This window comes from Streptomyces sp. NPDC044063 (assembly GCF_056434285.1).
On the sequence record NZ_JBWKFM010000017.1, the window covers coordinates 118,689 to 141,263 of the forward strand.

The 22,575-nt window shown below is 76.0% G+C and carries 14 protein-coding genes and 2 pseudogenes; 10 read left to right on the forward strand and 6 right to left on the reverse strand.

Annotated features, from left to right (window positions below; all coding sequences use genetic code 11):
- Positions 1 to 485, reverse strand: a pseudogene (locus AC07BS_RS21710) (hypothetical protein); the annotation flags it as partial.
- Positions 486 to 590: 105 nt separating this feature from the next.
- Here AC07BS_RS21710 and AC07BS_RS21715 point away from each other — a divergent pair.
- Positions 591 to 1,829: pseudogene (locus AC07BS_RS21715) on the forward strand (serine protease); the annotation flags it as partial.
- 181 nt (positions 1,830 to 2,010) lie between these two features.
- Complete coding sequence (locus AC07BS_RS21720; RefSeq protein ID WP_478650336.1) at positions 2,011 to 2,976, forward strand: bifunctional riboflavin kinase/FAD synthetase; 966 nt, start codon at positions 2,011 to 2,013, stop codon at positions 2,974 to 2,976.
- A gap of 70 nt (positions 2,977 to 3,046) precedes the next feature.
- Here AC07BS_RS21720 and AC07BS_RS21725 read toward each other — a convergent pair whose 3' ends face one another.
- The 3 genes from AC07BS_RS21725 to eccE all read right to left on the reverse strand — a co-directional run bounded on the left by AC07BS_RS21725 (position 3,047) and on the right by eccE (position 8,667).
- The gene (locus AC07BS_RS21725) at positions 3,047 to 6,394 is read right to left on the reverse strand and encodes an SCO5717 family growth-regulating ATPase (protein ID WP_478933871.1); all 3,348 of its coding nucleotides are present in this window, start codon (positions 6,392 to 6,394) and stop codon (positions 3,047 to 3,049) included.
- Positions 6,395 to 6,589: 195 nt separating this feature from the next.
- Entirely contained in the window at positions 6,590 to 7,360 is a 771-nt protein-coding gene (locus AC07BS_RS21730; RefSeq protein ID WP_478933873.1) for a hypothetical protein, read from the reverse strand.
- Complete coding sequence (gene eccE, locus AC07BS_RS21735; protein ID WP_478933875.1) at positions 7,360 to 8,667, reverse strand: type VII secretion protein EccE; 1,308 nt, start codon at positions 8,665 to 8,667, stop codon at positions 7,360 to 7,362. The genes AC07BS_RS21730 and eccE overlap by 1 nt, the downstream gene beginning before the upstream one ends.
- Positions 8,668 to 8,959: 292 nt before the next feature.
- On the opposite strand from eccE, the gene eccB reads away from it, so the two are divergent.
- The 4 genes from eccB to AC07BS_RS21755 all read left to right on the forward strand — a co-directional run bounded on the left by eccB (position 8,960) and on the right by AC07BS_RS21755 (position 15,001).
- Entirely contained in the window at positions 8,960 to 10,528 is a 1,569-nt protein-coding gene (gene eccB / locus AC07BS_RS21740) for a type VII secretion protein EccB (RefSeq protein WP_478650344.1), read from the forward strand.
- A 12-nt stretch (positions 10,529 to 10,540) separates the two neighbouring features.
- A complete protein-coding gene (mycP, locus tag AC07BS_RS21745) occupies positions 10,541 to 11,800 on the forward strand; it encodes a type VII secretion-associated serine protease mycosin (RefSeq protein WP_478650346.1) in 1,260 nt (419 codons plus the stop codon).
- Positions 11,801 to 11,824: 24 nt separating this feature from the next.
- On the forward strand, positions 11,825 to 13,402 hold the full coding sequence (locus AC07BS_RS21750) for an outer membrane protein assembly factor BamB family protein (protein WP_478650348.1): 1,578 nt from the start codon (positions 11,825 to 11,827) through the stop codon (positions 13,400 to 13,402).
- A 63-nt stretch (positions 13,403 to 13,465) separates the two neighbouring features.
- On the forward strand, positions 13,466 to 15,001 hold the full coding sequence (locus AC07BS_RS21755) for an outer membrane protein assembly factor BamB family protein (protein WP_478933878.1): 1,536 nt from the start codon (positions 13,466 to 13,468) through the stop codon (positions 14,999 to 15,001).
- A gap of 42 nt (positions 15,002 to 15,043) precedes the next feature.
- Here AC07BS_RS21755 and AC07BS_RS21760 read toward each other — a convergent pair whose 3' ends face one another.
- The gene (locus tag AC07BS_RS21760; RefSeq protein ID WP_478650397.1) at positions 15,044 to 15,262 is read right to left on the reverse strand and encodes a DUF397 domain-containing protein; all 219 of its coding nucleotides are present in this window, start codon (positions 15,260 to 15,262) and stop codon (positions 15,044 to 15,046) included.
- Between the two features lie 239 nt (positions 15,263 to 15,501).
- Between AC07BS_RS21760 and AC07BS_RS21765 the strand changes: the two genes are divergently transcribed.
- Entirely contained in the window at positions 15,502 to 15,906 is a 405-nt protein-coding gene (locus tag AC07BS_RS21765; RefSeq protein WP_478933879.1) for a WXG100 family type VII secretion target, read from the forward strand.
- Positions 15,907 to 15,992: 86 nt separating this feature from the next.
- Positions 15,993 to 16,301 carry a WXG100 family type VII secretion target gene (locus tag AC07BS_RS21770; protein WP_478650354.1) on the forward strand — a complete coding sequence of 103 codons (309 nt, stop codon included), beginning with the start codon at positions 15,993 to 15,995 and terminating at the stop codon, positions 16,299 to 16,301.
- Between the two features lie 84 nt (positions 16,302 to 16,385).
- On the opposite strand, the gene eccCa is transcribed toward AC07BS_RS21770, so the two are convergent.
- Positions 16,386 to 20,330 (reverse strand): type VII secretion protein EccCa, encoded by a 3,945-nt coding sequence (gene eccCa, locus AC07BS_RS21775; RefSeq protein WP_478933881.1) that lies wholly within the window; start codon positions 20,328 to 20,330, stop codon positions 16,386 to 16,388.
- Positions 20,331 to 20,536: 206 nt separating this feature from the next.
- On the opposite strand from eccCa, the gene eccD reads away from it, so the two are divergent.
- Together eccD and rpsO are read left to right on the forward strand one after the other, a co-directional pair.
- A complete protein-coding gene (gene eccD, locus AC07BS_RS21780; RefSeq protein WP_478933883.1) occupies positions 20,537 to 21,970 on the forward strand; it encodes a type VII secretion integral membrane protein EccD in 1,434 nt (477 codons plus the stop codon).
- Positions 21,971 to 22,198: 228 nt separating this feature from the next.
- Positions 22,199 to 22,486: a 30S ribosomal protein S15 gene (gene rpsO, locus AC07BS_RS21785; protein WP_478650360.1), complete on the forward strand. Its 288-nt coding sequence runs from the start codon at positions 22,199 to 22,201 to the stop codon at positions 22,484 to 22,486.
- Positions 22,487 to 22,575: the final 89 nt, after the last annotated feature.

The following is a 22,575-nucleotide window of genomic DNA, read 5'->3' on the forward strand; positions in this document are numbered from 1 at the left end:
ACTCGTGGGCTGCCGAGGACGCCCGGGGTGGCCGGGCCGGCGAGGACGAGAGGGACGGCGAGGTCGGCCCGGACGGTCGGGGCAGCCGTGACGGTTGGGACTCGTGGGCTGCCGAGGACGCCCGGGGTGGCCGGGCCGGCGAGGACGAGAGGGACGGCGAGGTCGGCCCGGACGGTCGGGGCAGCCGTGACGGTCGGGACGCCTGGGCCGCCGAGGACGCCCAGGGTGGCACGACCGGTCGAGACGGTGCCCGGGAGGGCGTACGACGTGGGCCCGGTGCGCGGGTGCCCGGGCAGGTGCGGGGCGACGGCGACGCGCGGCCGTCGGCGCCGGGCGAGGACGACGCGGATCGGCAGGCGCGCGGGGACCGCCGCGCGCAGCGGACCCGTGGGGCCGGGCAGGTACGGGAGCCCGTGGTCGGGCGGGGGGCCACGCGCCGGCGGGCCGCCGCCACGGGAGCCGGCCGGGAGGCGGCCGCCGGGCACGCCCCCACGGCCTCCAGGGACGCCGCCGGCGGAGCCGCCCGCGGCCACGGCCCCCTCCCGCACGTGCCCGGCCAGACGCGTGGACGCGGTGGCCCCGCGGCGGAGCCGCCCCCGCAGTCGGCGGACCGGTTCCTGACCGCCGCCGCGACGCTCCTCGCCGAGAACCCCTGCGCCGCCCAGCCACTGCTCTGCCGCTGGTTCAGCGACGAGCGGCCCCTGCAGACGGCCTTCGCCGGTGCCCGCGTCCGCCCGACGGTGGCCACCGCGGCCCAGGCGCTGCTGCACACCCACCGCCGGCGGGCCATCGACGACCTCGCCGAGGCGCTCGTGGAGGCCGGCCACCCGCGCGCCGACGAGCTGCTCGCCGCCCTCGCCGAGGACGAGCCCTCCGCGCTCTGCCGGGCCGTCGACCGCTGGGCGCACGACGAGCGCGTCGAGCGCCACGTGGCCGCCGCCGCGTACGGGCTCCGGGCCGTGCCCCACGTCACCACCGAGGCCGATCGCGAGCTGCTGCGCTATTCGGCGCTCGCCCTCCTGGAGCGGCCCGCCGAGGGCGCCCTGCACGGGACCGCGCTCGCGCTGCTCGTCCGCGACCCCGGTACGCGGGGCCGGCACCTGCCGAGGGCCATCGAGCGGTTCACCGCCGGCGACCCCCATCTGCCGCCCGAGGTCCTCGCCCCGGCCCTGGCCACCCACCCCGACCCGGTGCTGGCGGCCTTCCGGGCCCGGCTCTACGAGCCCGGGGAGCGGCCCGCCGCCGTGCTGCGCACGCTCGCCGAGGTCTCGGTGCCCGCTCTCGCCCGCCGGGTCGCCGAGCTCGTCCGCGAGCACGTGGAGCACCGCCCGGAGGGCGCGGAGAACGCCGCCGCGTTCGTCGACCGCCGCCTGGAGGACGGTCCCGGCGCCCGCTCGGTCCTCTTCCCGCTGGTCGTGGGCCTGCTGCGGATGCGGCCCCCGCATGTGCGGCGCGCCCTGGCGCCCGTCCTCGCGGACCCCGGTACCCCCGTCTCCCGGCCGCTGCGCCAGGAGTTGCTGGAGGTGCTGATGGAGCGGGAGGAGTACGGCCCGTACGACCAGGACGTGACCGTCCTCGACGCGCTGCTGCGGGCGGTGGCGGCGGGTGCCGCGCTGCGCACGGAGGCCCGTACCCGCGACCTCGTCCACCGCACCGGCCTGCTGATGGCCCGCACCTCCGAGGGCGCCGCGTGCTTCGACCGTCGGTTGACCCAGCTGGCCCGGGAGGTGCCGGTCTTCGGCGACCAGGTGCGCGGCTGGCTGAAGTCGGCGCCCGCGCAATGGGCCGTCGTCGTCGGCCCGAGCGCCCGGATCAGGCTCACCACGGCGCGTGGGAAGGGGCGCGAGAAGGGGGGTGCGAGGGATCAGGGGGGCGCATCGGATCCCACGCACCCAGCGGACGTGACCGGCACCGCACCGGCCGATGCGGGACGCCGCCAACCGGCATGGCACTCTTAGACCTGCGTCATCAGACAGACAAAGGTTCGGGTTCGGGCGAGGAGCGGGCACAGTGCAACGCTGGCGTGGCTTGGAGGACATCCCCCAGGACTGGGGGCGCAGCGTCGTCACCATCGGCTCGTACGACGGCGTGCACCGCGGGCATCAACTGATCATCGGCCGGGCCGTGGACCGGGCGCGCGAGCTCGGCGTGCCCTCCGTCGTGGTCACCTTCGACCCGCACCCCAGCGAGGTCGTCCGGCCCGGCAGCCACCCGCCGCTGCTGGCGCCGCACCACCGGCGCGCGGAGCTCATCGCCGACCTCGGCGTGGACGCCGTGCTGATCCTGCCGTTCACGGCGGAGTTCTCGAAGCTGTCGCCCGCCGACTTCGTGGTGAAGGTGCTGGTCGACAAGCTGCGCGCCAAGCTGGTCGTGGAGGGCCCCAACTTCCGTTTCGGCCACCGGGCGGCCGGCAACGTCGACTTCCTCAAGGAGCTCGGCGAGACCTACGACTTCGGCGTCGAGGTCATCGACCTCTTCGTCTCCGGCGAGGCGGGCGGCGGGCTGCCGTTCTCCTCGACGCTGACCCGGCGCCTGGTCGCCGAGGGCGACGTCGCGGGCGCGATGGAGATCCTGGGCCGCCCGCATCGCGTCGAGGGCGTCGTCGTGCGCGGCGCGCAGCGCGGCCGTGAGCTGGGCTTCCCCACGGCCAACGTGGAGACGCTGCCGCACACCGCGATCCCCGCGGACGGCGTGTACGCGGGCTGGCTGACGGCCGGCGGCGAGACGATGCCCGCGGCGATCTCCGTGGGCACGAACGTGCAGTTCGACGCGACCGAGCGGACCGTGGAGGCCTACGCCATCGACCGCGTCGGCCTGGAGCTGTACGGGCTGCACGCGGCCGTCGACTTCCTGTCCTACCTGCGCGGCATGGAGAAGTTCGAGTCCATCGAGGCGCTGCTGGAGTGCATGGCGGACGACGTGAAGCGGGCGCGCGACATGGTCGCGGCGCACGAGGCGGCCGTCGTCGCCGGCTGATCCGGCACCGGTACGTGACGAGGCCCCCGGGCGCTACGGCGCCCGGGGGCCTCGTCGTTCCCCGCCGCGGCTACTGCTGCGGGGGCTGCGGCTGGGACCAGCCGCCCTGCTCCGGGTAGTGCGGCGGCTGCGCCTGCTGCGGGTACGGGGCGTACGGGTCCGGCTGGGCGCCGCCGCCGTAGGGGTACGGAGCGGGGGCGCCCTCGGGCGCGTACCCGCCGGGCAGCGGCTGCGCGGGCTGGTGCTGCACCGGCTGGGGCTGCTGGTGCATCTGCTGCGGCGCGGGGGCCGGGGCCGCGTACAGGCCCTGTTGCTGCTGGGCCCGGACGAAGTCCTCGGCGACCATGGCCGAGAGGTGGAAGTACGACTCGCGGGTCTTGGGCCGCATCATCTCCAGGTCGACCTCCGCGCCCGTCGCCAGGTGCTCGTCGAACGGCACCACGACGACGCCGCGGCAGCGGGTCTCGAAGTGCGACACGATGTCCTCGACCTTGATCAGCTTTCCGGTCTCGCGGACGCCCGAGATCACCGTGATGCTGCGCGAGACCAGCTCGCCGTAGCCGTGCGCGGCCAGCCAGTCCAGCGTCGTGCTGGCGCTGCTCGCGCCGTCGACGGACGGCGTGGAGATGATGATCAGCTGGTCGGCGAGGTCCAGCACGCCACGCATCGCGCTGTAGAGGAGGCCGGTGCCCGAGTCGGTGAGGATGATCGGGTACTGCCTGCCGAGGACGTCTATGGCCCGCCGGTAGTCCTCGTCGTTGAACGTCGTGGAGACCGCCGGGTCCACGTCGTTGGCGATGATCTCCAGACCGGAGGGCGCCTGCGAGGTGTAGCGGCGGATGTCCATGTAGCTGTTCAGGTGCGGGATCGCCTGCACCAGGTCGCGGATGGTCGCGCCGGTCTCGCGGCGCACGCGGCGGCCGAGGGTGCCGGCGTCCGGGTTGGCGTCGATCGCCAGGATCTTGTCCTGGCGCTCGCTGGCGAGCGTCGCGCCGAGGGCGGTGGTGGTCGTGGTCTTGCCGACGCCGCCCTTGAGGCTGATCACCGCGATCCGGTAGCACGACAGCACCGGCGTGCGGATCAGCTCCAGCTTGCGCTGTCGCTCGGCCTCCTCCTTCTTGCCGCCGAACTTGAAGCGGTTGCTGGGCTGCTTGCGCGGCTTGGGCTTGCCCTTGAGCAGCCGCTCGGAGGACAGCTCGACCGTCGCCGTGAAGCCGAGCGGCGCCCCGTGCACGGACCGCTGCCGTTGCTCGGGCGTCACGGTCGGCCAGCCGCCGGCGCGGGGGTCGACGGGCGCCGCGGGCTGCGCCGCCGCCTGGGCCGGGTCGCCGCCCCAGGGCAGCGGCGGGTGCCCCTGGTCCAGCGCGGCCCGCACCTCGGGCGGCACGCCGTCACCGACCTGCGGCTGCGGCGGGGGCGCGTAGGCGGCGGCGCCGGGTGCGGGCTGGGCGGTGACCGGCTGACCGGGCACCACGGCGGGCGGCAGCGCGCCGGGCGGCTGCGCGGCCACCGGCTGCGCGGCCGGGTATCCGTAACCGCCCGGCGCGGCGGCGGGCGGCGTGGCACCGGGGTAGCCGTAGCCGTCCTGCGGGGCCGGGGCCGGGGCCGGGGCGGCGGCGGTCAGGTCGGGGCGCGGGTAGCCGTAGCCGTCCTGCGGCGCGGGCGGGGTGGGCGCCGGGTATCCGTAACCGCCGGGAGCGGGCGCGGTGTGGGCGGCCGGTACGGGGTAGCCGTACCCGCCCACGGGCGCGGCGGGGGCCACCGGGGGGCCGTCCGGCGCGGCCGGGACCGCCGGGGCGACGGGAGCGGCGGGCGCGGCGTGGGGTCCGGCGACGTCGGCGGCCGGTACGGGCAGGGCGGCCGGGGGCGCGTCGGCGGCCGGTGCGGCGAACGGCCCTTCGGGCGCTGCGGCGCCCATGGCCGGCATGGCCGGGGCCGCGTCCGTGACCGGCGCCGGCGGGGCCACGGGGGTCACCGGAGCTGCGGCCGTCACCGCGAACGGTGTTTCAGGCGCGGGAGCGGCCGTCACCGCGAACGGGGTTACAGGCGCGGGCATGCCCGCGGGCGGGGTCGCCGCGGCGGCCACGGGTGCCGTCGGTGCGGCGAACGCACCGTCAGTCGCGAACTGCCCTCCGGACGCCGCGGCATCGGCAGTCGGCTCCGGGGTGGGCGAGCCGTCCGCCCCAGGGACCTCCGCGGGCGGGAACCCCGGGACCGGCGGGAGGACCGGGGCCGCTGACGCGCCCTCGGGCGCCGTCGGCGCGTCGGCTCCCGGGACCGGGACGGCGGGGAACGCCGGTGCCGCCAGGGCCCCCTCGGGTCCCGCCGCCACGTCGGCGTTCGGGACGGCGGGGAACGCCGGTGCCGCCGGTGCCGACGTCGCCTCGGCCGCGGCGGCGGGCGCAACCGCCGGGAAGGCGGGGGCCGCCGGGGCCCCCTCGGGCGCCGTCGGTGCGTCGACGGCCGGTGCCGACGAGGCTCCCTCGGCCCCCGCCGCGTCGGCGCTCGGGACAGGGGGGAACACCGGTGCTGCCGGTCCGGCCGGGGCCTCCTCGGGGGCCGCCGGGAACGCCGGTACTGCCGGGGCTCCGTCGGGCCCGGTCGCCGCGTCGGTGCCCGGGACGGCGGGGAACGCCGGTGCCGCCGCCGTCTCGGCCGCGTCGGCGGACGGAATCGCCGGGAATGCCGGTGCTGCCGGCGTCCCCTCGGGGGCCGCCGCCACGTCGGCGCTCGGGACAGCGGGGAATGCCGGGGCCGCCGGGGCCGCTTCGGGGGCAGCCGTCGGGAATGCCGGTGCCGACGTCGCCTCGGCCGCGTCGGCGGACGGAACCGCCGGGGACGCCGGTGCTGCCAGGGCCCACTCGGCCCCCGCCGCCTCGTCGCTCGGGGCAGCCGGGAAAGCCGGCGCCGCCGGGCCCCCGTCAGGGCCCGGTGGGACCGACGGCGCCGCCGGAGTCCCCTCGGCCCCCGCCGCCTCGGCGCTCGGGGCAGCCGGGGAAGCCGGCGCCCCCTCAGGCGCCGTCGGCGCCCCCGGGACCGTCGCCGGCGCGTACGCCCCCGCCGGCCCGTCCGTCGTCCCCTCCGTCTCGGGGTGCGGGCGCGGGAGTCCGTACGTGGCGGGTGGGAAGTCCGGCGGGAGGGGCGGCAGCTCGGTCGGCGGTACCGGTGGCGGGGTCCATGCCGTCGCGGGCTCGTCGCCGCCCGCGGCTACCGGCTCCTCCAGGGCGGTGAACCGCATCGTGGCGGGGCTCGCCGGCTCGTCACCGGCCGGTGCCGCCGCCGCGCTCTGCGTGTACCACGCGGGCGGCGTGTAATCGATGGTGAACTCACCCGTGTGTTCGGGTTCGTGCTCGGCGTCGGGCCGGTCCTCGCCGGCTGTCCTTCCGGCCGCGCGGATCTCGTCCCGATCGCTGCTCACATTGCCTCCTGCTGGTGTGGTCCGGCGCCCATGGATGTCATCCGGCGGGGCAGACCGTTCCTGTCGCCCCGAACGCCCGCTTTTCGTCGACTGTCACGCGACAGGCTCGGCGTCGGTTCTCAGTGCGTACGTTCATACAGACTAATCGTCATCCACATCACAGCGGCAGGGCCGCCCCATCGCGCTCGCGGCGTGTCACTCCATGCGCCGCGCGACGCCCAGCAGCCCCGTCTCCTGCTCGGTCGGACGCGTGGTCACATACGTCCGCGCGGACGGCGTGCACCACAGCGTGGTCCCGTCCGGGAGGGCCGGCAGGGCCTCGACGTCGTCAGGCCCGAGGCCCAGCACGCGTCCGGTCCGGCGCGCCTCCTCGGGGGACACCCGCTGCACGCCCACGAGGTCCGCGCGCTCCATGAGCCGCGGGGTGGTGGGGCCGACGTAGGGGAGGAGGGTGAGGGCGGACTGCCAGGGCGCGGCACCCGTCCGGGCGCGCGGTGGGCGTGCCCCGCAGTCGCGGACGACGAGCACGGGGCTGTGCGCCGACGGGCCCTGCGGCGGTACGCGGCCGACGTCGTGCAGCGTGACCCACTGTCCGCCGCTGTTGGCCGCCTGGGCGAACGCGGTCCACAGCCGGCGCCGCCCGGTCTCGACGGCCACCCGGGCTCCCGTGCCCACGGCGCGCAGGGCGACGACCTGGGCCGTCCACACGCCGCCCACGAGGACGACGTCGAACGCCGACGGGCGGGCCAGTCCCAGCACGGCGGGCGCTCCCTGGGCGTCGGAGCCGATGACCACGCCGTCGTCGCCGAGGGGCAGGGCCAGTTCGTCGAACCCGTCGACGGTCAGCTCGTGGCGCCCGCGCCGCGGCCCGCGCAGCCCGAACCCGAACCGCGGCCGTACGGCGGCACCCGGCGTATCCGCCGCGCCCACGCCGCCGGCCGACGGGTCGCTTCCCCGCGTGAACATCAACGCGTCCCTCCCAGCGGCACGGTGGCGAGCACGCCGGGCACCTGCTCCTGGTCCAGCCGGACCAGGCCCGCCCCGACGGCCTTCGCGGTGCGCTCCAACGCGCGGCCGAACCCGTTCAGTTCATCCGCACTTCGCCCGCATATCCGGACATGTCCCGTCAGGGTCGGCGCATTTCGGCCGCCGACCGTCGTCCGTCCCCGGCCGACGGTCAGGCTCAGGGTCGTGGACAGGGCGGGAAGCGACGTCAGCAGGGCGGCGAGCTGCGGCAGGGGAGCGGCGCCCGCGCCCAGCCGGGGCCAGCGGCCCACCCAGTACGTCGTGTGCCAGCGGTCGTCGCAGCGCCAGGCCCGGGCCGTCTCCGCGGTCCGCCGCGCGACGGCGGGCGCCGATCGTGGCCCGCCGGCCCGTTCCGTGGCCGCCGGGTTGAGGTCGGCGGCCGCGGCCAGCGCGGCCGTCAGCCCGTCCTCGGTCAGCGGCACCGCGGCGAACCCGGCGCCCCGCAGCCGGCTCGCCAGCTGGTCCGCGGCGCGCAGCACGCAGCGCCTGGCACCGTCGAGACCGCCGCCGCGCGCCTCGACGGCCTCCGGGCAGAGCTCGGGGTCGAACTTCAGGGCCAGCCAGGTGCGGCGCACGGCGGGGGAGCCCGTCAGGGCGTGGAGGGGCGCGTAGTTGGCCGCCGGCAGTGAGCCGCCGGGCAGGTGCGGGGCCGGCGCGGGCAGGGTCGTCTGCACCACCTGTACGGATTCGAGGCGGATCCCGTCGCTGTCCAGGGCGTCCCGCAGCAGGCCCAGCGGCAGGGCGCCCGCCACCCGGTCCGCGCGCAGCGGCCGGTCCACGGCCTCGACCGCCAGCACCGCCGTCAGGAACGTGCCGTCGCCGACCAGGCCCATCTCGCGCCGCTCACGGTCCGTGGACGACCGGTCGGTGAACGAGGAGGTGCGCAGGGCCGGTTCGCACTCGACCAGCGGGGCCAGCCGCGGGTCCGTGCCCGCCGGTACCGGCTCGGCCGCGGCGCGCAGCTCGCGCCGGCGGAGGGCGGAGGCCGACGCCAGCCAGTCCAGGAGCGGCCGCCGGCCGCGGCGGGCCAGCGCGGGCAGCGCCAGCGCCGCGGCCAGCACCACCGCCGGCGCCAGCAGCGCGGGCGCGGCCGCCCAGGCCGCGAACACCGCGGCGGCGCCCAGCTCCAGCAGCACCAGCTGCCGCAGCGGACCCCGCGCGCCCCGCCCGGGGGCCGGTCGCGGCGCGACGCCGTCCGCTGCGGACCGCGGGCCCGTGAAGGCCCGTACGCGCGTGGCGGCAGCCATGACCGTCCAGTCCCCCTCGTCCGTTCCGTCCCGGAACACACCGGCCCGTCACCGGACATACCCCTCGGCGTCCGGCCGCCGCGCGCTCCGGCGCCGCCGGGCCGTACCGTCCCCCGGCGGCGACCGCCGATCATCTACGGGCATAGTAGAGGCTCGTTACGACACCGGTCCGCCGGTGCGGCGGCCGCCGCCCGCGGCCGCACGAGGAGGCCCGGAGCGGCCGGCACGACACCGGACCGGCACGGTCGACGACCCGGGCACGTCGCGGGAAGACGGGGGAGAAGCGGCTCGCATGGCATCTCGGCGGGATGAGCTCAACGCCTACACCTTCGCGCGGAAACGGACGGTCGCGGCCTTTCTCCAGCCCTCCGCCGGTGGCTCCGAGGAAGGGGCGCCGCGCCCGCTGCGCACGGTCCTGCCCGGCCTCGTCGCGGGCGCCCTGCTGGTCGCGGCGTTCGGCGCGTGGGGGGTGTTCAAGCCGGTGGCGCCCAAGGGCTGGGACGACGTCGGCGCCCACGTCATCGTCGGCAGCGACTCCACCACCCGCTACGTCGTCCTCGTGACGGACGGCAGGAAGCGGCTGCACCCCGTCCTCAACCTCGCCTCCGCCCGGCTCCTCATCAGCCCCGGCCGCTCCGGCGTCATCAAGGTCCGCGAGTCCGAGCTGGACGACGGCCACATCCCGCGCGGCCCGACCCTCGGCATCCCGTACGCGCCGGACCGCATGCCCTCCGCGGCCGAGGCGGGCAAGGGCAAGCGGTGGGCGGTCTGCCAGCAGCCCGGCGGCCACGGCGTCACCACGCAGAAGGCGGTCTTCCTCTTCGCCGGGAACGACCCCCGGGCCAAGGGCCTGGAGGGCCCCGGCCGGCTGCGCGGCGGTCAGGCGCTCTACGTCCAGGGGCCGGACGACGCCCGCTATCTGATCGACCCCGGCGGCACCCGCTACCTCATCGGTGGCCCCGACTGGCGGACCGCGGACGGCGCCGACCACAACCTCCTGCTGCGCGCCCTCTTCCCGGACGGCGCCCAGCCCCGGCGCGTCACCAAGGAATGGCTCGCCACCCTGGAGGAGGGCACCCCCATCACCTTCCCCGAGACCGGCGGCACCGTCGGCGACCGCGCCGGCGTGCCCACCCTCGGCAAGGCCGACCGCGTCGGCATGGTCCTCCAGGCCCCCACCGGCACCACCACCCAGCACTACGTCGTCCTGCCCGGGAAGGTCGCCCGCGTCTCGGAGTTCGTCGCCCGGCTGCTCCTCAGCAGCCGCGCGCTCAGCCCCCTGGAGCAGGCCGGCGTCCCGCAGCGGGTGAGCGCCGCCGACTTCACCCCGGCCGCCGAGGAGTTCCACGGCGACCGGCACTGGCCCGCCCGGGTACCGCACCTGCCCGGCCCCGCCGACGGCCAGGGCGACGCCACCCGCACGGTGTGCAGCCTCTTCTCGGGCCTGCGCCCCGACGGCCGCCCCGACCTCGGCGTCTGGGCCGGCGGCGACTACCCCGCCGCCATCCCCGACGGCGCCACCAGCGCGTACGTCACGCCCGGCTCCGGTCTGCTCTACCGCCAGGTGACCGGCCGCCAGACGGAGAGCGGCACGGTCTTCCTCGTCACCGACACCGGGCTGCGCTACGCCGTCCAGTCCAACGGCGACAGCGCCACGACCCGTTCCGCGATCGGCGACGAACCGCCGGGCGACGGGCCCGGGGCCGCCGGGGCGCCGGGCGCGAGGACGGCGGAGGAGGCCCGGGTCCGGCTCGGCTACCAGAACGTCACACCGGTCGCCGTGCCCGCGAACTGGTCGCAGTTCCTGCCGACCGGGCCCCGCCTGGACGCCAACAGCGCCCGCCAGCCGCAGGGTTCGTAGGGGGCGGCCCGTATGCGCATCCCGCCCGTGCCCCGCGTCGCCGTCGCCGTCCGCCGCGTCGCGGCCGTGGCCGCCGCCGCGCTCACCGCGCTGCCGCTCGCCGTCGCGCCGTCCGCCGCCGCACCCGCCGCCACGACCGCCCTCGACGGCAGCGGCGAGTGCACGTACCCCGCCCGGCCCATCAAGGGCACCCCCTGGGCGCTCCAGCGCGTCCTCCTCGACCGGCTCTGGCAGGACACCAGGGGCAGGGACGCCGAGGGCCGGCCCGTCCGCGTCGCCGTCATCGACACCGGCGTCGACGTACGGAACCCCCAACTCGCCCAGGCCGTCGACGTGCGAAGCGGCAGCGACCTGCTCGCCGGCCCCAAGGACCCCGTCCGGGGCCCGGCCGTCGACCTCGTCGGCCACGGCACCAAGGTGGCCGGCATCATCGCCGCCCGGCCCTCCCCGGCGACCGGATTCGTCGGCATCGCCCCGGAATCGGTCGTCATCCCCATCCGGCAGAACGACGAGAAGGGGACCGGTACCTCCCGCACCCTGGCCGTCGGCATCCGGCAGGCCGTCGACGCCGGCGCCCGCGTCATCAACATCTCGCAGGACACCGCCGAGCCGCTGCGCCCCGACACCGACCTCGAACTCGCCGTCCAGAACGCCCTCGCCCGGGACGTCGTGGTCGTCGCCTCGGCCGGCAACGACGGCGCCGACGGAACGGTCCGGGCGACCTACCCGGCCGCCTACCCCGGCGTGCTGGCCGTCGGCGCCTCCGACCGCAACAACGAACGCGCCCCCTTCTCCCAGTCCGGCGACTTCGTCGGTGTCGCCGCGCCCGGCGTCGACATGGTCTCCACCGTCCCCGGCGGCGGCCAGTGCGTCGACCACGGCACCAGCTTCGCCGCGCCGTACGTCGCCGGGGTCGCGGCGCTCGTCCGCGCCAAGCACCCCGACTGGAAACAGCACCAGGTCGTCGCCCAGATCGAGCAGACGGCCGAGCGCGCCGTCGCCGGCCGCGACCGCCACGTCGGGTGGGGCGTCGTCGACCCCGTCCGCGCCCTCACCGAGGACGACCACCCCCTCGAGCGCGTCACCGCCGCCGAGGGACAGGCCCGCACCGCCGCCGCCCCCCAGCCCGCTCCGCTGTCCCCCGGGGACGGCGAGCGGGAGCGACAGCTGCGCCTGGCCACGTACGCCCTGGCCGCCACGGCCGTCCTGGTCGCCCTGGTGACCGGGGCCGCCGTGGTCGCCCGGGACCGCAACCGCCGCCGTCCCTCCTGACGGCGGCTCCGCACGAAGGAACCCATGACTCAGCCACCCTCCCTCCCCCCGCTCGGCGGCGACCGCCGGCCGCCGCAGGTCTGGGACACGAACATCGAGGACCGCGTGTCGCGGGCCGGCTCCTCGGACGGTGCGCCTCCGATGGGCGTCGGCGACGGTGCGCCGGGAGCCGGTGACGGCGGGCCGCCGACCGGCGACCGGCCCCGGCCGTCCTTCGCCGACGCCCCGACGGCCCCGCCCGGCTTCGGCCCCGCCCCGCAGCCCTTCGCGCCGGTGGACGCCCCACGGAGCCGCACGGCCGGCCGGCGCCGCACGGCCCTGATCATCGGCCTGGGCCTGGCCCTGGTCGGTGCCGTCGGCGGCGGCGTCCGGCTGCTGTGGCCGGACGGAGGAAACGATCCGGCACCGAAGAAGCCCACCGCCGGCCCCATCGACGCGAAGCTCGACTGGATGGCCCCGATGCCGGACGCGGACAAGGAGCACGCGGACACCCTTCCCGCGCCCTGGTTCACCAAGGACGGCATCGTCGTGGCCACCCGGCAGGCGGTGACGGCGTACGCGGTGGACGGTGGCAAGCAGAAGTGGACGGTCCCCGTCCCCGGGCGGATCTGCGCCGCCTCCCCGGCGTCGGGCGGGGGAGTGGCGACGGTCGTCTGGGGCAAGGGCGACTTCGACTGCGACAAGCTGATGGCCGTCGACATCGACCGCGGGCGGCAGCTGTGGTCGCAGGACGTCGTCGACGACAGGGGCCGCACGCAGGGCCGGGACATGGCCAACGTCTCCATCGACCACGGCAGGGTCACGCTGACCGACGTGGTGGGCGACCCCTACGTCTACGACGCCCGCACCGGACGGCGGGGCACGGCCCCCGACTACGGCTGCCAGCAGTACGGCTCGGTGGTGCGCGGCTCCCGTCAGCTCACGCTCGCCCAGTGCCAGCTCATCACGGGGCGGCAGTTCGTCCTGTCCGTCGACCCGGCGACCGGCCGGGAGAAGTGGACGTGGAAGGTCCTCGACGGCATCGCCGTCCAGAACGTCCTCTCCGTCGAGCCCGCGGTGCTCGCCGTGGGCCGCGAGAACGACACCACCACCTCCGACATCGTCACGCTGGACGACAAGGGCCGCATGCGACCGCTGATATCCGTCTCCGCCGGGCCCTACGACCTGGAGGGCTGCCGGCCGCGTCACCTCGACTCCTGCCACCGGACGGTCACCGACGCCACCACGCTCTACATCGCCACCAAGAACGACAAGGTCACCGACGAAGGGGCCAGCCCCAACACGATCGTCGCGATCGACCTGGCGACGGGCAAGCCGCGCTGGACCGTGCCCCTCGGCGGCACCAGAACCAACCGCCCGCTCGCCCTCCACGAGGGCCGGCTGATGGTCTACCAGGAGCCCACGAAGGAGGAGGGCGGCCGGCTGCTCTCCCTCGACCCGGCGAACGGCGACTCGAAGGTCTTCATGAACCTGCCCCAGGAGTCGGCCGAGCGGGAGTGGAACGTCGCCCGCGACGGCACCCCGTACTTCCACGACGGCCGTTTCTACCTGGTCCCCGACACCGGCATGAGCGACCACTCGCTGATCATGTCCTTCCACTGACCGGCCCCTGACCGGCCCGCCCCCGCCATCGCACGAGAACGCACAGAACGCAGGAGTCCGTCAGTGACGCACCCACCGCACGCCGGCCCACCGCACGCCGGCCCACCGCACGCCGGCCCACCGCACGCCGGCCCACCGCACGCCGGCCCGCCGTTCCGGCCGGGTGAGCAGCCCGCGCAGCCGCCCCGGACCGTTGTCTCGCCGCCGCTGCCCCCGCTCGCCCCTCCCACCCTTCCGTCCCCCGTCGTCACCCCGGCGGCGCCGGCGCCCGCCCGCCGGCCCGTGTGGCGCCGGCCCGCCCTCCTCGGTCTGGTCCTCGTCCTGCTGCTCGGCGCGGGCGGCTGGGGGCTGTGGGCCTGGCTCGGCGGCGGAGGCGGGCACTCCGAGAAGCCCGCCGCCGCGAAGGACGCCGCCGGTACGGTCGCCTGGAAGGCCGAGGCCCGTACCAAGCCCGATGCCAAGGGCGGGCGGGAGGCCCTCGGCACCTGGTTCACCGCCACGCTCGTCGTCAAGGCCGAGGCGGACATGGTCACGGCCTACGACATCCGCACCGGCGAGAAGAAGTGGTCGTTCCTCCTCGTCGGCCCCCTCTGCGCGGCCTCCCGGGAGTCCGAGGGCGACACCGCCGTCGTCGCGGTCCGGTTCGGCGGCGCGTGCATCCGCATGCTGGCCGTGGACCTGCGCGACGGCCACCGCAAGTGGGACGAGCTCCTCGTCGACGAGAAGGACGCCGGCGACGCCCTCACCCCCGAGAAGTGGAAGAAGACGAGCCTGGAGCTCGCCCTCCACCACGGCCACGTCTACGCGCTCTGGGCCACCGGCGGGCAGACGCGCCGCCTCTCCGACGGCCGCAAGGTGGCCGACGACGAGAAGCGGGACGGTGACGGCTGCGAGCAGCTGGACACCGCCGGCGGCGAGCACCTGATCGCGGTCGTCACCTGCGGATCGAAGAGCCGCCCGGTCGTCCGCTCGCTCGACCCCACGAAGCCCGACAAGCCCCTGTGGACCCGGGAGATGGAGGAGGGGAGCCTCCTGAGCATCCTCTCCACCAACCCCCTGGTCGTCACCCAGACCCCCGGGCGGACGGCCACCCGCGACATCCTCGTCCTCGACCCGGCGACCGGCAAGGACACGGCGCGCGTCGCCGCCAACAGCTACTGGCGGCTCGGCCCCTGCTACCTCGCGGCCTCGGGCTGCACCGGCGTCCTGGCCACGAAGGACGGCCTCTACGTCGCCGGCAAGGGCGTGGTCATGGCCTACGACCCGGCCACCGGACGGGAACGCTGGACCTACAAGGCCGACGCCGTCCGCGTCACCCTGCCCGTGGCCGCGCGCGACGGCGAGGTCGCCGCGTACACGCCCGCGACCGCCGAACGCCGGGGCAGGCTCACCTACGTGTCGGTGGCCGACGGCAAGCCGCTGCGCACCGTCGAGCACTCCGACCGCCCGGCGGACCGCCGGAACGAGGCCATGATGGCGCGGATCGACGGCTACCCGCGGCTGCGCGACGGCCGTCTGCTGCTGATCAACGACGGCTCGTACGAGGACGCGGGCAGCGGCATGATCCTCGCGATCAACGCCCCCGCGGCGGACGGCTGACGGCCGCCGCGGGCGCCGGAAGGGGGCCGGTGACCCGCGGGGTCACCGGCCCTCGCCCTCCTCGGGCACCTCGATGTCGAACTCCCCGTCCCGTACGCCGAGGACGAAGGCCCGCCACTCGCTCTCGGTGTACCGCAGCACCGTGTCCGGGTCGGCGGACGACCTCATCCCGACGGCGCCACCCTGGAGATAGGCGATCTCCACCCGCTCCTCGGACGTGTCACCCGGCGCGCTGATCCACTCGGCGTCCGAGATGTCCATGGCGTACAGCGCCGCCGTCTCCTCTTCCGTAGCCACTGTCCCGCGCTCCCCTTCGACTCTCGCGCCGCTTCTTCCGGGCGGCGCCGGACCGTTCCGCTTGCGAGAGACCGACGCTAGCAACGGCGACGGCCACCGGGACAGGCTTTCGGCCGTTCCATGACGGACCGTCGGTACATGGGGGACGAGTGACTAGAGTTGCGGGTTCAGCACGAGAACTCATGGGGGGAAGCGACAGAGCCATGTCCGAACAGTCCATCAACTACGAGACGTTCGTCAGGTTCGAGAACACCATCGGCGAGGTCACCGGCCACCTCTCCAAGAACCTCCAGAACCTGGCCAACCTGCTGGAGACCGTACGCGCCGGCTGGCAGGGCGAGGGCGCCAACGCGTTCGTCACCGCGCAGCGCGCCCTCAACGACGACCACGACGCGCTGCGCCGGCTGATCGACGGCATCCGCCAGGCCGCGATCGCCACCCGCCGCGCGACGAGCGCGAACGACCACGAGGTCCTCGCGAGCTTCCGGGGGATCGACGTCAACGGCGCGGCCGCCGGCGGCCACCTGGGCGGCATGGACCGGGCGAACACCGGTACCAGCGATGTCGGCGCCGGCCTCACCAGCAAGATCGACGGCTACTCCCTGTAGGAGTGCCCAGGGGCCGGCTCCGCGTGCGGCGGGCGGCCCCCGCACCCCACCGCCGTCCGTCCACCGAACCCCAAGGAGCAGCAGCAATGTCCGGCAACGACGTCGACCTGAAGGTCAGCTACGCGCACGTCGGCGAACTGGCCACGTCCATCGAACAGGCCGCGGGCGTGGTGCAGAAGAACCTCGACGAGATCTGGGCCGCGGTGCGGACCGTCTCGGGCAGCTGGACCGGTGAGGCCCGCGAGATGTTCAACGCGGCCGACACGCAGTTCCACGCGCGCGGCAACCACATCCACGAGACCCTCACCCGGATCGCCGCCACCATCAGGGCGGGCAGCTCGCACTACGCCGAGACCGACCGCAAGGCCTCCCGCCTGTTCGACATCGACTACTGAGCGGAACCGAGCCGACCGAGCCGCCGGTCCCGAGCCGTCCGCCCGGGCCGCCCCCTCGTGGGGGTACGGGCCCGGGCGGCCGTGTCACTGCTCGGGCACCCAGCCCAGCTGCACCAGCGGCGTCCCCCGCCGGCGCGTGACGAGGAAGCCCCGGCCCGGCGGCATCGGGCGCGGCCGGACCCCGCCGAGCAGCTCGCCCTCGCCGGGGTCCCCTGACAGGACGACGCCCTGGGCGCCCAGCTCCTTCATCCGCTGGAGGAACGGCTCGAACAGCGACCGGGAGGCGCCCGCCGAGCTGCGCGCGACGATGAAGCGGACGCCGACGTCCCGGGCGAAGGGCAGGTTGTCCGTCAGGACGGCCAGCGGATTGCCGCTGCCGGCGGCCACCAGCTCGTAGTCGTCGACGATGACGAAGAACCGCGGCCCGCTCCACCAGCTGCGCTCGCGCAGCTGCCGCGGCGTCACCCCGGGCTGCGGGGCGCGCCGTTCCATCAGCCCCTTCAGGGCGTTCGCGTGGACGGTCAGGGCCGAGGCGACGGGCGCGTACTCCAACAGGTGGGTCTCGGGGACCACGTCCAGCAGCGCGCGCCGGTAGTCGCCGACCACGATCTTCGCCTCGTCCGGCCCGTACCGCTCCGCGATCCGCCGTGCCAGCAGGCGCAGCACGGCCGTCTTCCCGGACTCGCTCTCGCCGAGGACCAGGAAGAACGGGTCGGTCTCGAAGTCGACGAAGACCGGTTCGAGGGCGGCCTCGTCGATGCCGATGGCCACGCCCAGCCCGGGGTGCTCGCCGCCCTTGGGCAGCTCGTCGGCGGGCACCCGGCGCGGCAGCAGCCGCACGGGCGGTGCCGAGGGCCCGGACCAGGCCCGGCCGACCCGCTCCACCAGGACGGCCGTCGCCTCCGTCGTCGTCGCCGGGTCGGAGCCGCCGTCGAGGCGCGGCTGGCCGGCCATGAAGTGCAGCTTCTCCGGCAGCTGGCCGCGGCCCGGGACGTTCGCGGGCACGTTCGCGGCGACCCTGCGGTCGAACTCGGAGTCCATCGGGTCGCCCAGTCGCAGTTCCAGGCGGCCCAGCAGCTGGTCCTTGAGCGCGGCCCGGACCTCCATGTTGCGGGCGGCCGTCACCACGACGTGGACGCCGTAGCCCAGGCCCCGCGCCGCGATGTCGGCGACCACGCCCTCCAGCACGTCGTACTCCTGCCGGAAGCCTCCCCAGCCGTCGACGACGAGGAAGACGTCGCCCCAGCCGTCGCCGGCGTGCCGCCCTGCGGCCCGCTGCCGCCGGTAGGTGGCCATGGAGTCGATGCCGTGGGCCCGGAAGAACTCCTCGCGGCGCGCCAGGACGCCCGCCACCTCGGCGACCGTACGGCGCACCCGCTCCGGGTCGAGCCGGGAGGCGACGCCGCCGACGTGCGGCAGCCCGGCGAGGGCGCTCATGCCGCCGCCACCGAAGTCCAGCCCGTAGAACTGCACCTCCGCCGGGGTGTGGGTGAGGGCGAACGCCGCGATCAGCGTCCGCACCAGCGTCGACTTGCCGGACCGGGGGCCGCCCACCACGAGCATGTGGCCGGCCGCGCCCGAGAAGTCGCGGTACAGCACGTCGCGGCGCTGCTCGAAGGGCTTGTCGACGAGGCCGAGCGGCACCACCAGCCGGCCGGCCGGCACCCCGGCGGCCGTCAGGCCCCGGCCGGGGACCTCCTCCAGCGGCGGCAGCAGCTGGTCCAGGGACGGCGCCCGGTCCAGCGGCGGCAGCCACACCTGGTGGGCCGGCGGCCCCTGCCCCTCCAGCCGGCGCACGACGACGTCCAGGACGGTGTCCGCCAGCGCGTCGTCCTCGCTCCGGACGGGCACCGGTACGGGCGCGGGCGCGGTGGCCGCCACCGGGACGGGGGCCGCGGTGAAGAGCACGGGGCGGCGTTCGGCCGGCGGCACCCCGCCGCCGGTCCCCGCCGGGCCGCCCGCCCGGTAAGCGCCGGAGACGTACGCGGCCTTGAATCGGGTCATCTCGTCCGTGCCGAACTTCAGGTACCCCGATCCGGGCACCGTCGGCAGGTGGTAGGCGTCGGGCACGCCCAGGGCCGTGCGGGACTCGGCCGCCGAGAAGGTGCGCAGGCCGATGCGGTAGGAGAGGTACGTCTCCAGGCCGCGCAGCCGGCCCTCCTCCAGGCGCTGCGAGGCCAGCAGCAGATGGACGCCCAGGGAGCGGCCGATGCGGCCGATCTGGAGGAACATGTCGATGAAATCCGGCTTGGCCGTCAACAGCTCGCTGAATTCGTCGATCACCAGGACGAGTGAAGCCAGCGGCTCCAGCGCGGCACCCGCGGCCCGCGCCCGCTCGTAGTCGTGGATGTTGGCGTAGTTGCCCGCCGACTTCAGCAGCTCCTGGCGGCGCTGGAGCTCGCCGGTGAGGGAGTCGCGCATGCGGTCGACCAGCGTCAGGTCGTCCGCGAGGTTGGTGATCACGGCAGCGACGTGCGGCAGTCCCGACATCCCCGCGAAGGTCGCGCCGCCCTTGAAGTCCGCGAGGACGAAGTTCAGCGTCTCCGAGGAGTGCGTCACCGCCAGCCCCAGCACCAGCGTGCGCAGCAGCTCGGACTTGCCGGAGCCGGTCGCGCCGACGCACAGGCCGTGCGGGCCCATGCCGTCGAGCGCCGCCTCCTTGAGGTCCAGCATCACCGGGGCGCCGTTCTCGCCCACGCCGATCGGCACCCGCAGCCGCTCGGCGGCGGTCCGCGGCCGCCAGGCCCGGGCCACGTCCACGGCGGCCGCGTCCCCGAGCCCCAGCAGGTCGGTGAAGTCCCACTCGGCCAGCAGCGGCTCGTCCTCGTCGTCCCCGGCCAGGCGCAGCGGCGCGAGCTGCCGCGCCAGCGCCTCCGCCGCCTCGGGCGACAGCGTGTCCGGCACCCCGTCGTACGTCGCCACCTGCGAGCGCAGCCGCAGCCGGCCCGGCCGCACGGTGATCGCGAGCCCGCCGCGCAGCTCGTCCAGCTCGCCCGGCACCACCTCCACGACCGTCACGCCCTGGAGCCCCTCCGGCGCGGCGAAGGCCGAGTCCTGCGGCACCGTGGCGCCCTCCAGCAGCAGCACCACGTGCGGCTGCTCGTGCGACGGCCTGCCCTCGCGGCTGAACCGCGGCCGGTCCTCCAGCCACGGCCCGAGCAACTGCTCCACCTCGGCCAGGTCGTCGCCGATCAGCCGGCGCGTGCCCGCCCCGTCGGCGGAGCCCGGCAGCTGCGTGTGGGGCAGCCACTTCGTCCACTCCCAGCGCGGTGCCGCGCCGCGGCCCGCGACCACCGCGACGACCAGGTCCTCGGGGGAGTGGAGGGTGGCGAGCTGGGCGACGAGCGCCCGCGCCGAGCCGTGCACCGTCTCCGGGTCGCCGGAAAGCGTCACGTGGTAGAAGGCCCGCAGCGACACGGCCACCGGCAGGCCGTCCAGCGAGCCGTGCACGGCCAGGAAGCGCTGCATCGCGCCGGCCGTCAGCGGCTCCAGCTCGTCCATGGGCGCCGTCTCGGGGGCCACCAGCGGGGTGGCCAGGCGCTGGACGCCGAGCCCGATCCGGGGCTGCGCGAAGTCGTCGTCGGCCGCCCGCCGCTCCCACACCCGGCTCCCCTCGGCCACCACCGACCACAGCTGCCCGGGGTCCGGGTGGAGGTACAGCTGGGCGTCGCGCTGCGCGCGGGCGGTGCGCCGGGCCGCCCGGCGGGTCTGCGCGAGGTAGCGGAGGTAGTCGCGGCGCAGGTCGGCCAGCTGGCCCTGGGAGCCCTGCCGGTAGCGGACGACCATGGCGATCGTCATGCCGAGCGTCGAGACCATCATCAGGACGCCCATGATCTTCATCATCGGGTGGGCGCCCGGCATGAAGAAGTAGACCATCGACGAGGCCATGCCCAGCGTGGGCAGCAGCTGCATCAGGATGCCGTCCTGGCGGCCGCGCGGCAGCTCGGGCGGTGCCTCCAGCCGCAGTTCCGCGTCCGGCACCCCGGGCGGGAGCACCCGCGGCTGGCGCTTGACCACGACCTGGCTCACGAAACGGCTCAACCCCTCGGTGCCGAGGGGCCGTTACGACCGGAACCCCTGCGGCCCCGGCCTCCCCCCGCGAGACGGTGATCCTATCGGCGTACGAACGTTCGTCCCCGATAGGGTGACGAGCCGTCGCACGCCGCGGCACAGCGGCGGGCCGCCCGAGCGGCCGCCGGGAACCGAGGGACCAGAGGGACCAGGGGGCAATCCGGGTGAGTACGACCGCCACGACCGGCTTCTGCAGGGTGACCGTCGTCGCGCCCGACCGCCGCGTCGACCTGGCCCTGCCCGAGGACCTGCCCGTCGCCGACGTCCGCCCCGAGATCCTCCGGCTCACCGGCGTCACCCAGGACGCCGGCACCCCCACCGGCCACCACCTCGTCCGCCGTGACGGCACCGTCCTCGACGCCTCCCGCACCCTGGCGGCCCAGCACGTCCTCGACGGCGAGATCCTGTTGCTGCGCCCCTTCGCCGAGTCGCTGCCGCCCGCCGTCCACGACGACGTCTCCGACGCCGTCGCCACCGCCGTGCAGGGCGGCCGAGCCCTGTGGGACACCCGGCTGCTGCGCGCCTTCGGCCTGGCCGCCGGCGCCCTGCTGCTGGTCCTCATGGCCTGCCTGCTGTGGTGGGCCGACCCCGTGCGCCACGACACCCACGGCACGCCCGGCATCGCCGCCGGCGCGGTCGCCGTCCTGCTGACCGCCTTCGCCGGTGTCCGGGCCCGCGTCTACGCCGACCGGACCTCCGCCGTCGCCCTGGGCCTGGCCGCCGTGCCGCACCTGCTGATCGCCGGCGCCGGGCTGCCGGCGCCGGCCCCCGGCCAGGGCGCGGGCCGGCTCCAGTTCCTGCTCGGCTGCTCGGCCGTGCTCGTCGCCGCCGTCGTCCTGGTCGCCCTCATGCCCTCCGGCGACGCCCCCTTCGTGGCCGTCGTCGTCGCCTCCGCCACCGGCGTCCTGGCCGCCTTCGGCACCGTCCTCGCCGGGTCCCGGCCCGCCGCGGCCGCCGCCGTCTGCGCGGTCACCGCCCTCGGCGCCGTCGCCTTCCTGCCCGCGCTCTCCGCCCGCGTAGCCCGGCTGCCCGTCGGCTACGCCGCGCCCCGTACCGCCGCCGAGGAGGACCTCGACGCGCCCGGCCCGGACCCGGCCGAGCCCGTCGACGCCGAGCGTGTCGCCGACCGGGCCCGGCGCGGCCACGAGCTGCTCCTCGGCCTCGTCGCCGGCTGTGCCGTCGTCGTCACCGGCGCCACCGCCGTGCTCGCCTTCTCGGCCGGCCCCTGGGCCCAGGGCCTCGCCCTGGCCACGGCGCTCGCCACGCTGCTGCGCGCCCGGCTCTTCCGTTACGCCGCGCAGGTCGCGGTCCTGCTGGCCGCCGGGACGGCCGGGCTCGCGCTGCTGGTCCTGGGGCTGGCCCTGCGCCCGCCGGCCGGCGCCGACTCCGACGTCCGCACCCTGTGGCTGGCGGCGGCCGTGGTCGCCGTCGCCGCCACCCTCACGGGTGTCGCGCTGATCGTCCCGCGCAGGGGTCTGTCACCCTTTTGGGGGAGGGTGTCCGACATGACGGAGAGTGTCCTCCTGCTCGCGCTGGTGCCGATGTGCCTCGCCGTGCTCGACGTGTACGCGACAGCCCGCGGCCTCACCGGCGACTAGGGCCGACGGCCGGGGCGCGCCGAGGGCCGACGGCCGGACCGGCGCCCGGGGCCGGGCGCCGGGGCTGGTACTGTGTCCAGTGGCCGTTTGTGTACGCGCCCCCGGACCGCCTCGCAAGGCTTCTGGGGACAGCGCCCAGCGGACCCCGCCTCCCGAGTAACGGAAGCTCCCCTGAGAAAGAGACCAGGGGCACTCGGTGGCCAAAACGAGACTCAGAAGGAGTGCCGCGTGTCGCTCGACGCCGCCACGAAGAAGCAGATCATGGGTGAGTTCGCCACCAAGGAGGGCGACACCGGTTCCCCCGAGGTTCAGGTCGCGCTGCTCACCCGCCGCATCTCGGACCTGACCGAGCACCTCAAGAAGCACAAGCACGACCACCACTCCCGTCGTGGTCTGCTGCTCCTGGTCGGTCAGCGTCGCCGCCTGCTGCAGTACCTGGCCAAGAAGGACATCACGCGCTTCCGCGCCCTGGTCGAGCGCCTCGGCATCCGCCGCGGTGCCGCCGGCGCCAAGTAAGACGCCATGAAGGGAGCGGTTCCCACACCCGGGAGCCGCTCCCTTCGCGTATGCCGCGGCGCGCGGAACGTTCCCGCAGCGCGCCCCGT

Bases quoted from the DNA above. Each gene is read 5' to 3' on its own strand.
- AC07BS_RS21760 (WP_478650397.1), bottom strand. From the start codon at position 15,262: ATGGACATCTCGGACGCCGAGTGGATCAGCGCGCCGGGTGACACGTCC.
- AC07BS_RS21770 (WP_478650354.1), top strand. From the start codon at position 15,993: ATGTCCGGCAACGACGTCGACCTGAAGGTCAGCTACGCGCACGTCGGC.
- AC07BS_RS21765 (WP_478933879.1), top strand. From the start codon at position 15,502: ATGTCCGAACAGTCCATCAACTACGAGACGTTCGTCAGGTTCGAGAAC.
- AC07BS_RS21750 (WP_478650348.1), top strand. From the start codon at position 11,825: ATGACTCAGCCACCCTCCCTCCCCCCGCTCGGCGGCGACCGCCGGCCG.
- mycP (WP_478650346.1), top strand. From the start codon at position 10,541: ATGCGCATCCCGCCCGTGCCCCGCGTCGCCGTCGCCGTCCGCCGCGTC.
- AC07BS_RS21730 (WP_478933873.1), bottom strand. From the start codon at position 7,360: ATGTTCACGCGGGGAAGCGACCCGTCGGCCGGCGGCGTGGGCGCGGCG.
- eccE (WP_478933875.1), bottom strand. From the start codon at position 8,667: ATGGCTGCCGCCACGCGCGTACGGGCCTTCACGGGCCCGCGGTCCGCA.
- eccB (WP_478650344.1), top strand. From the start codon at position 8,960: ATGGCATCTCGGCGGGATGAGCTCAACGCCTACACCTTCGCGCGGAAA.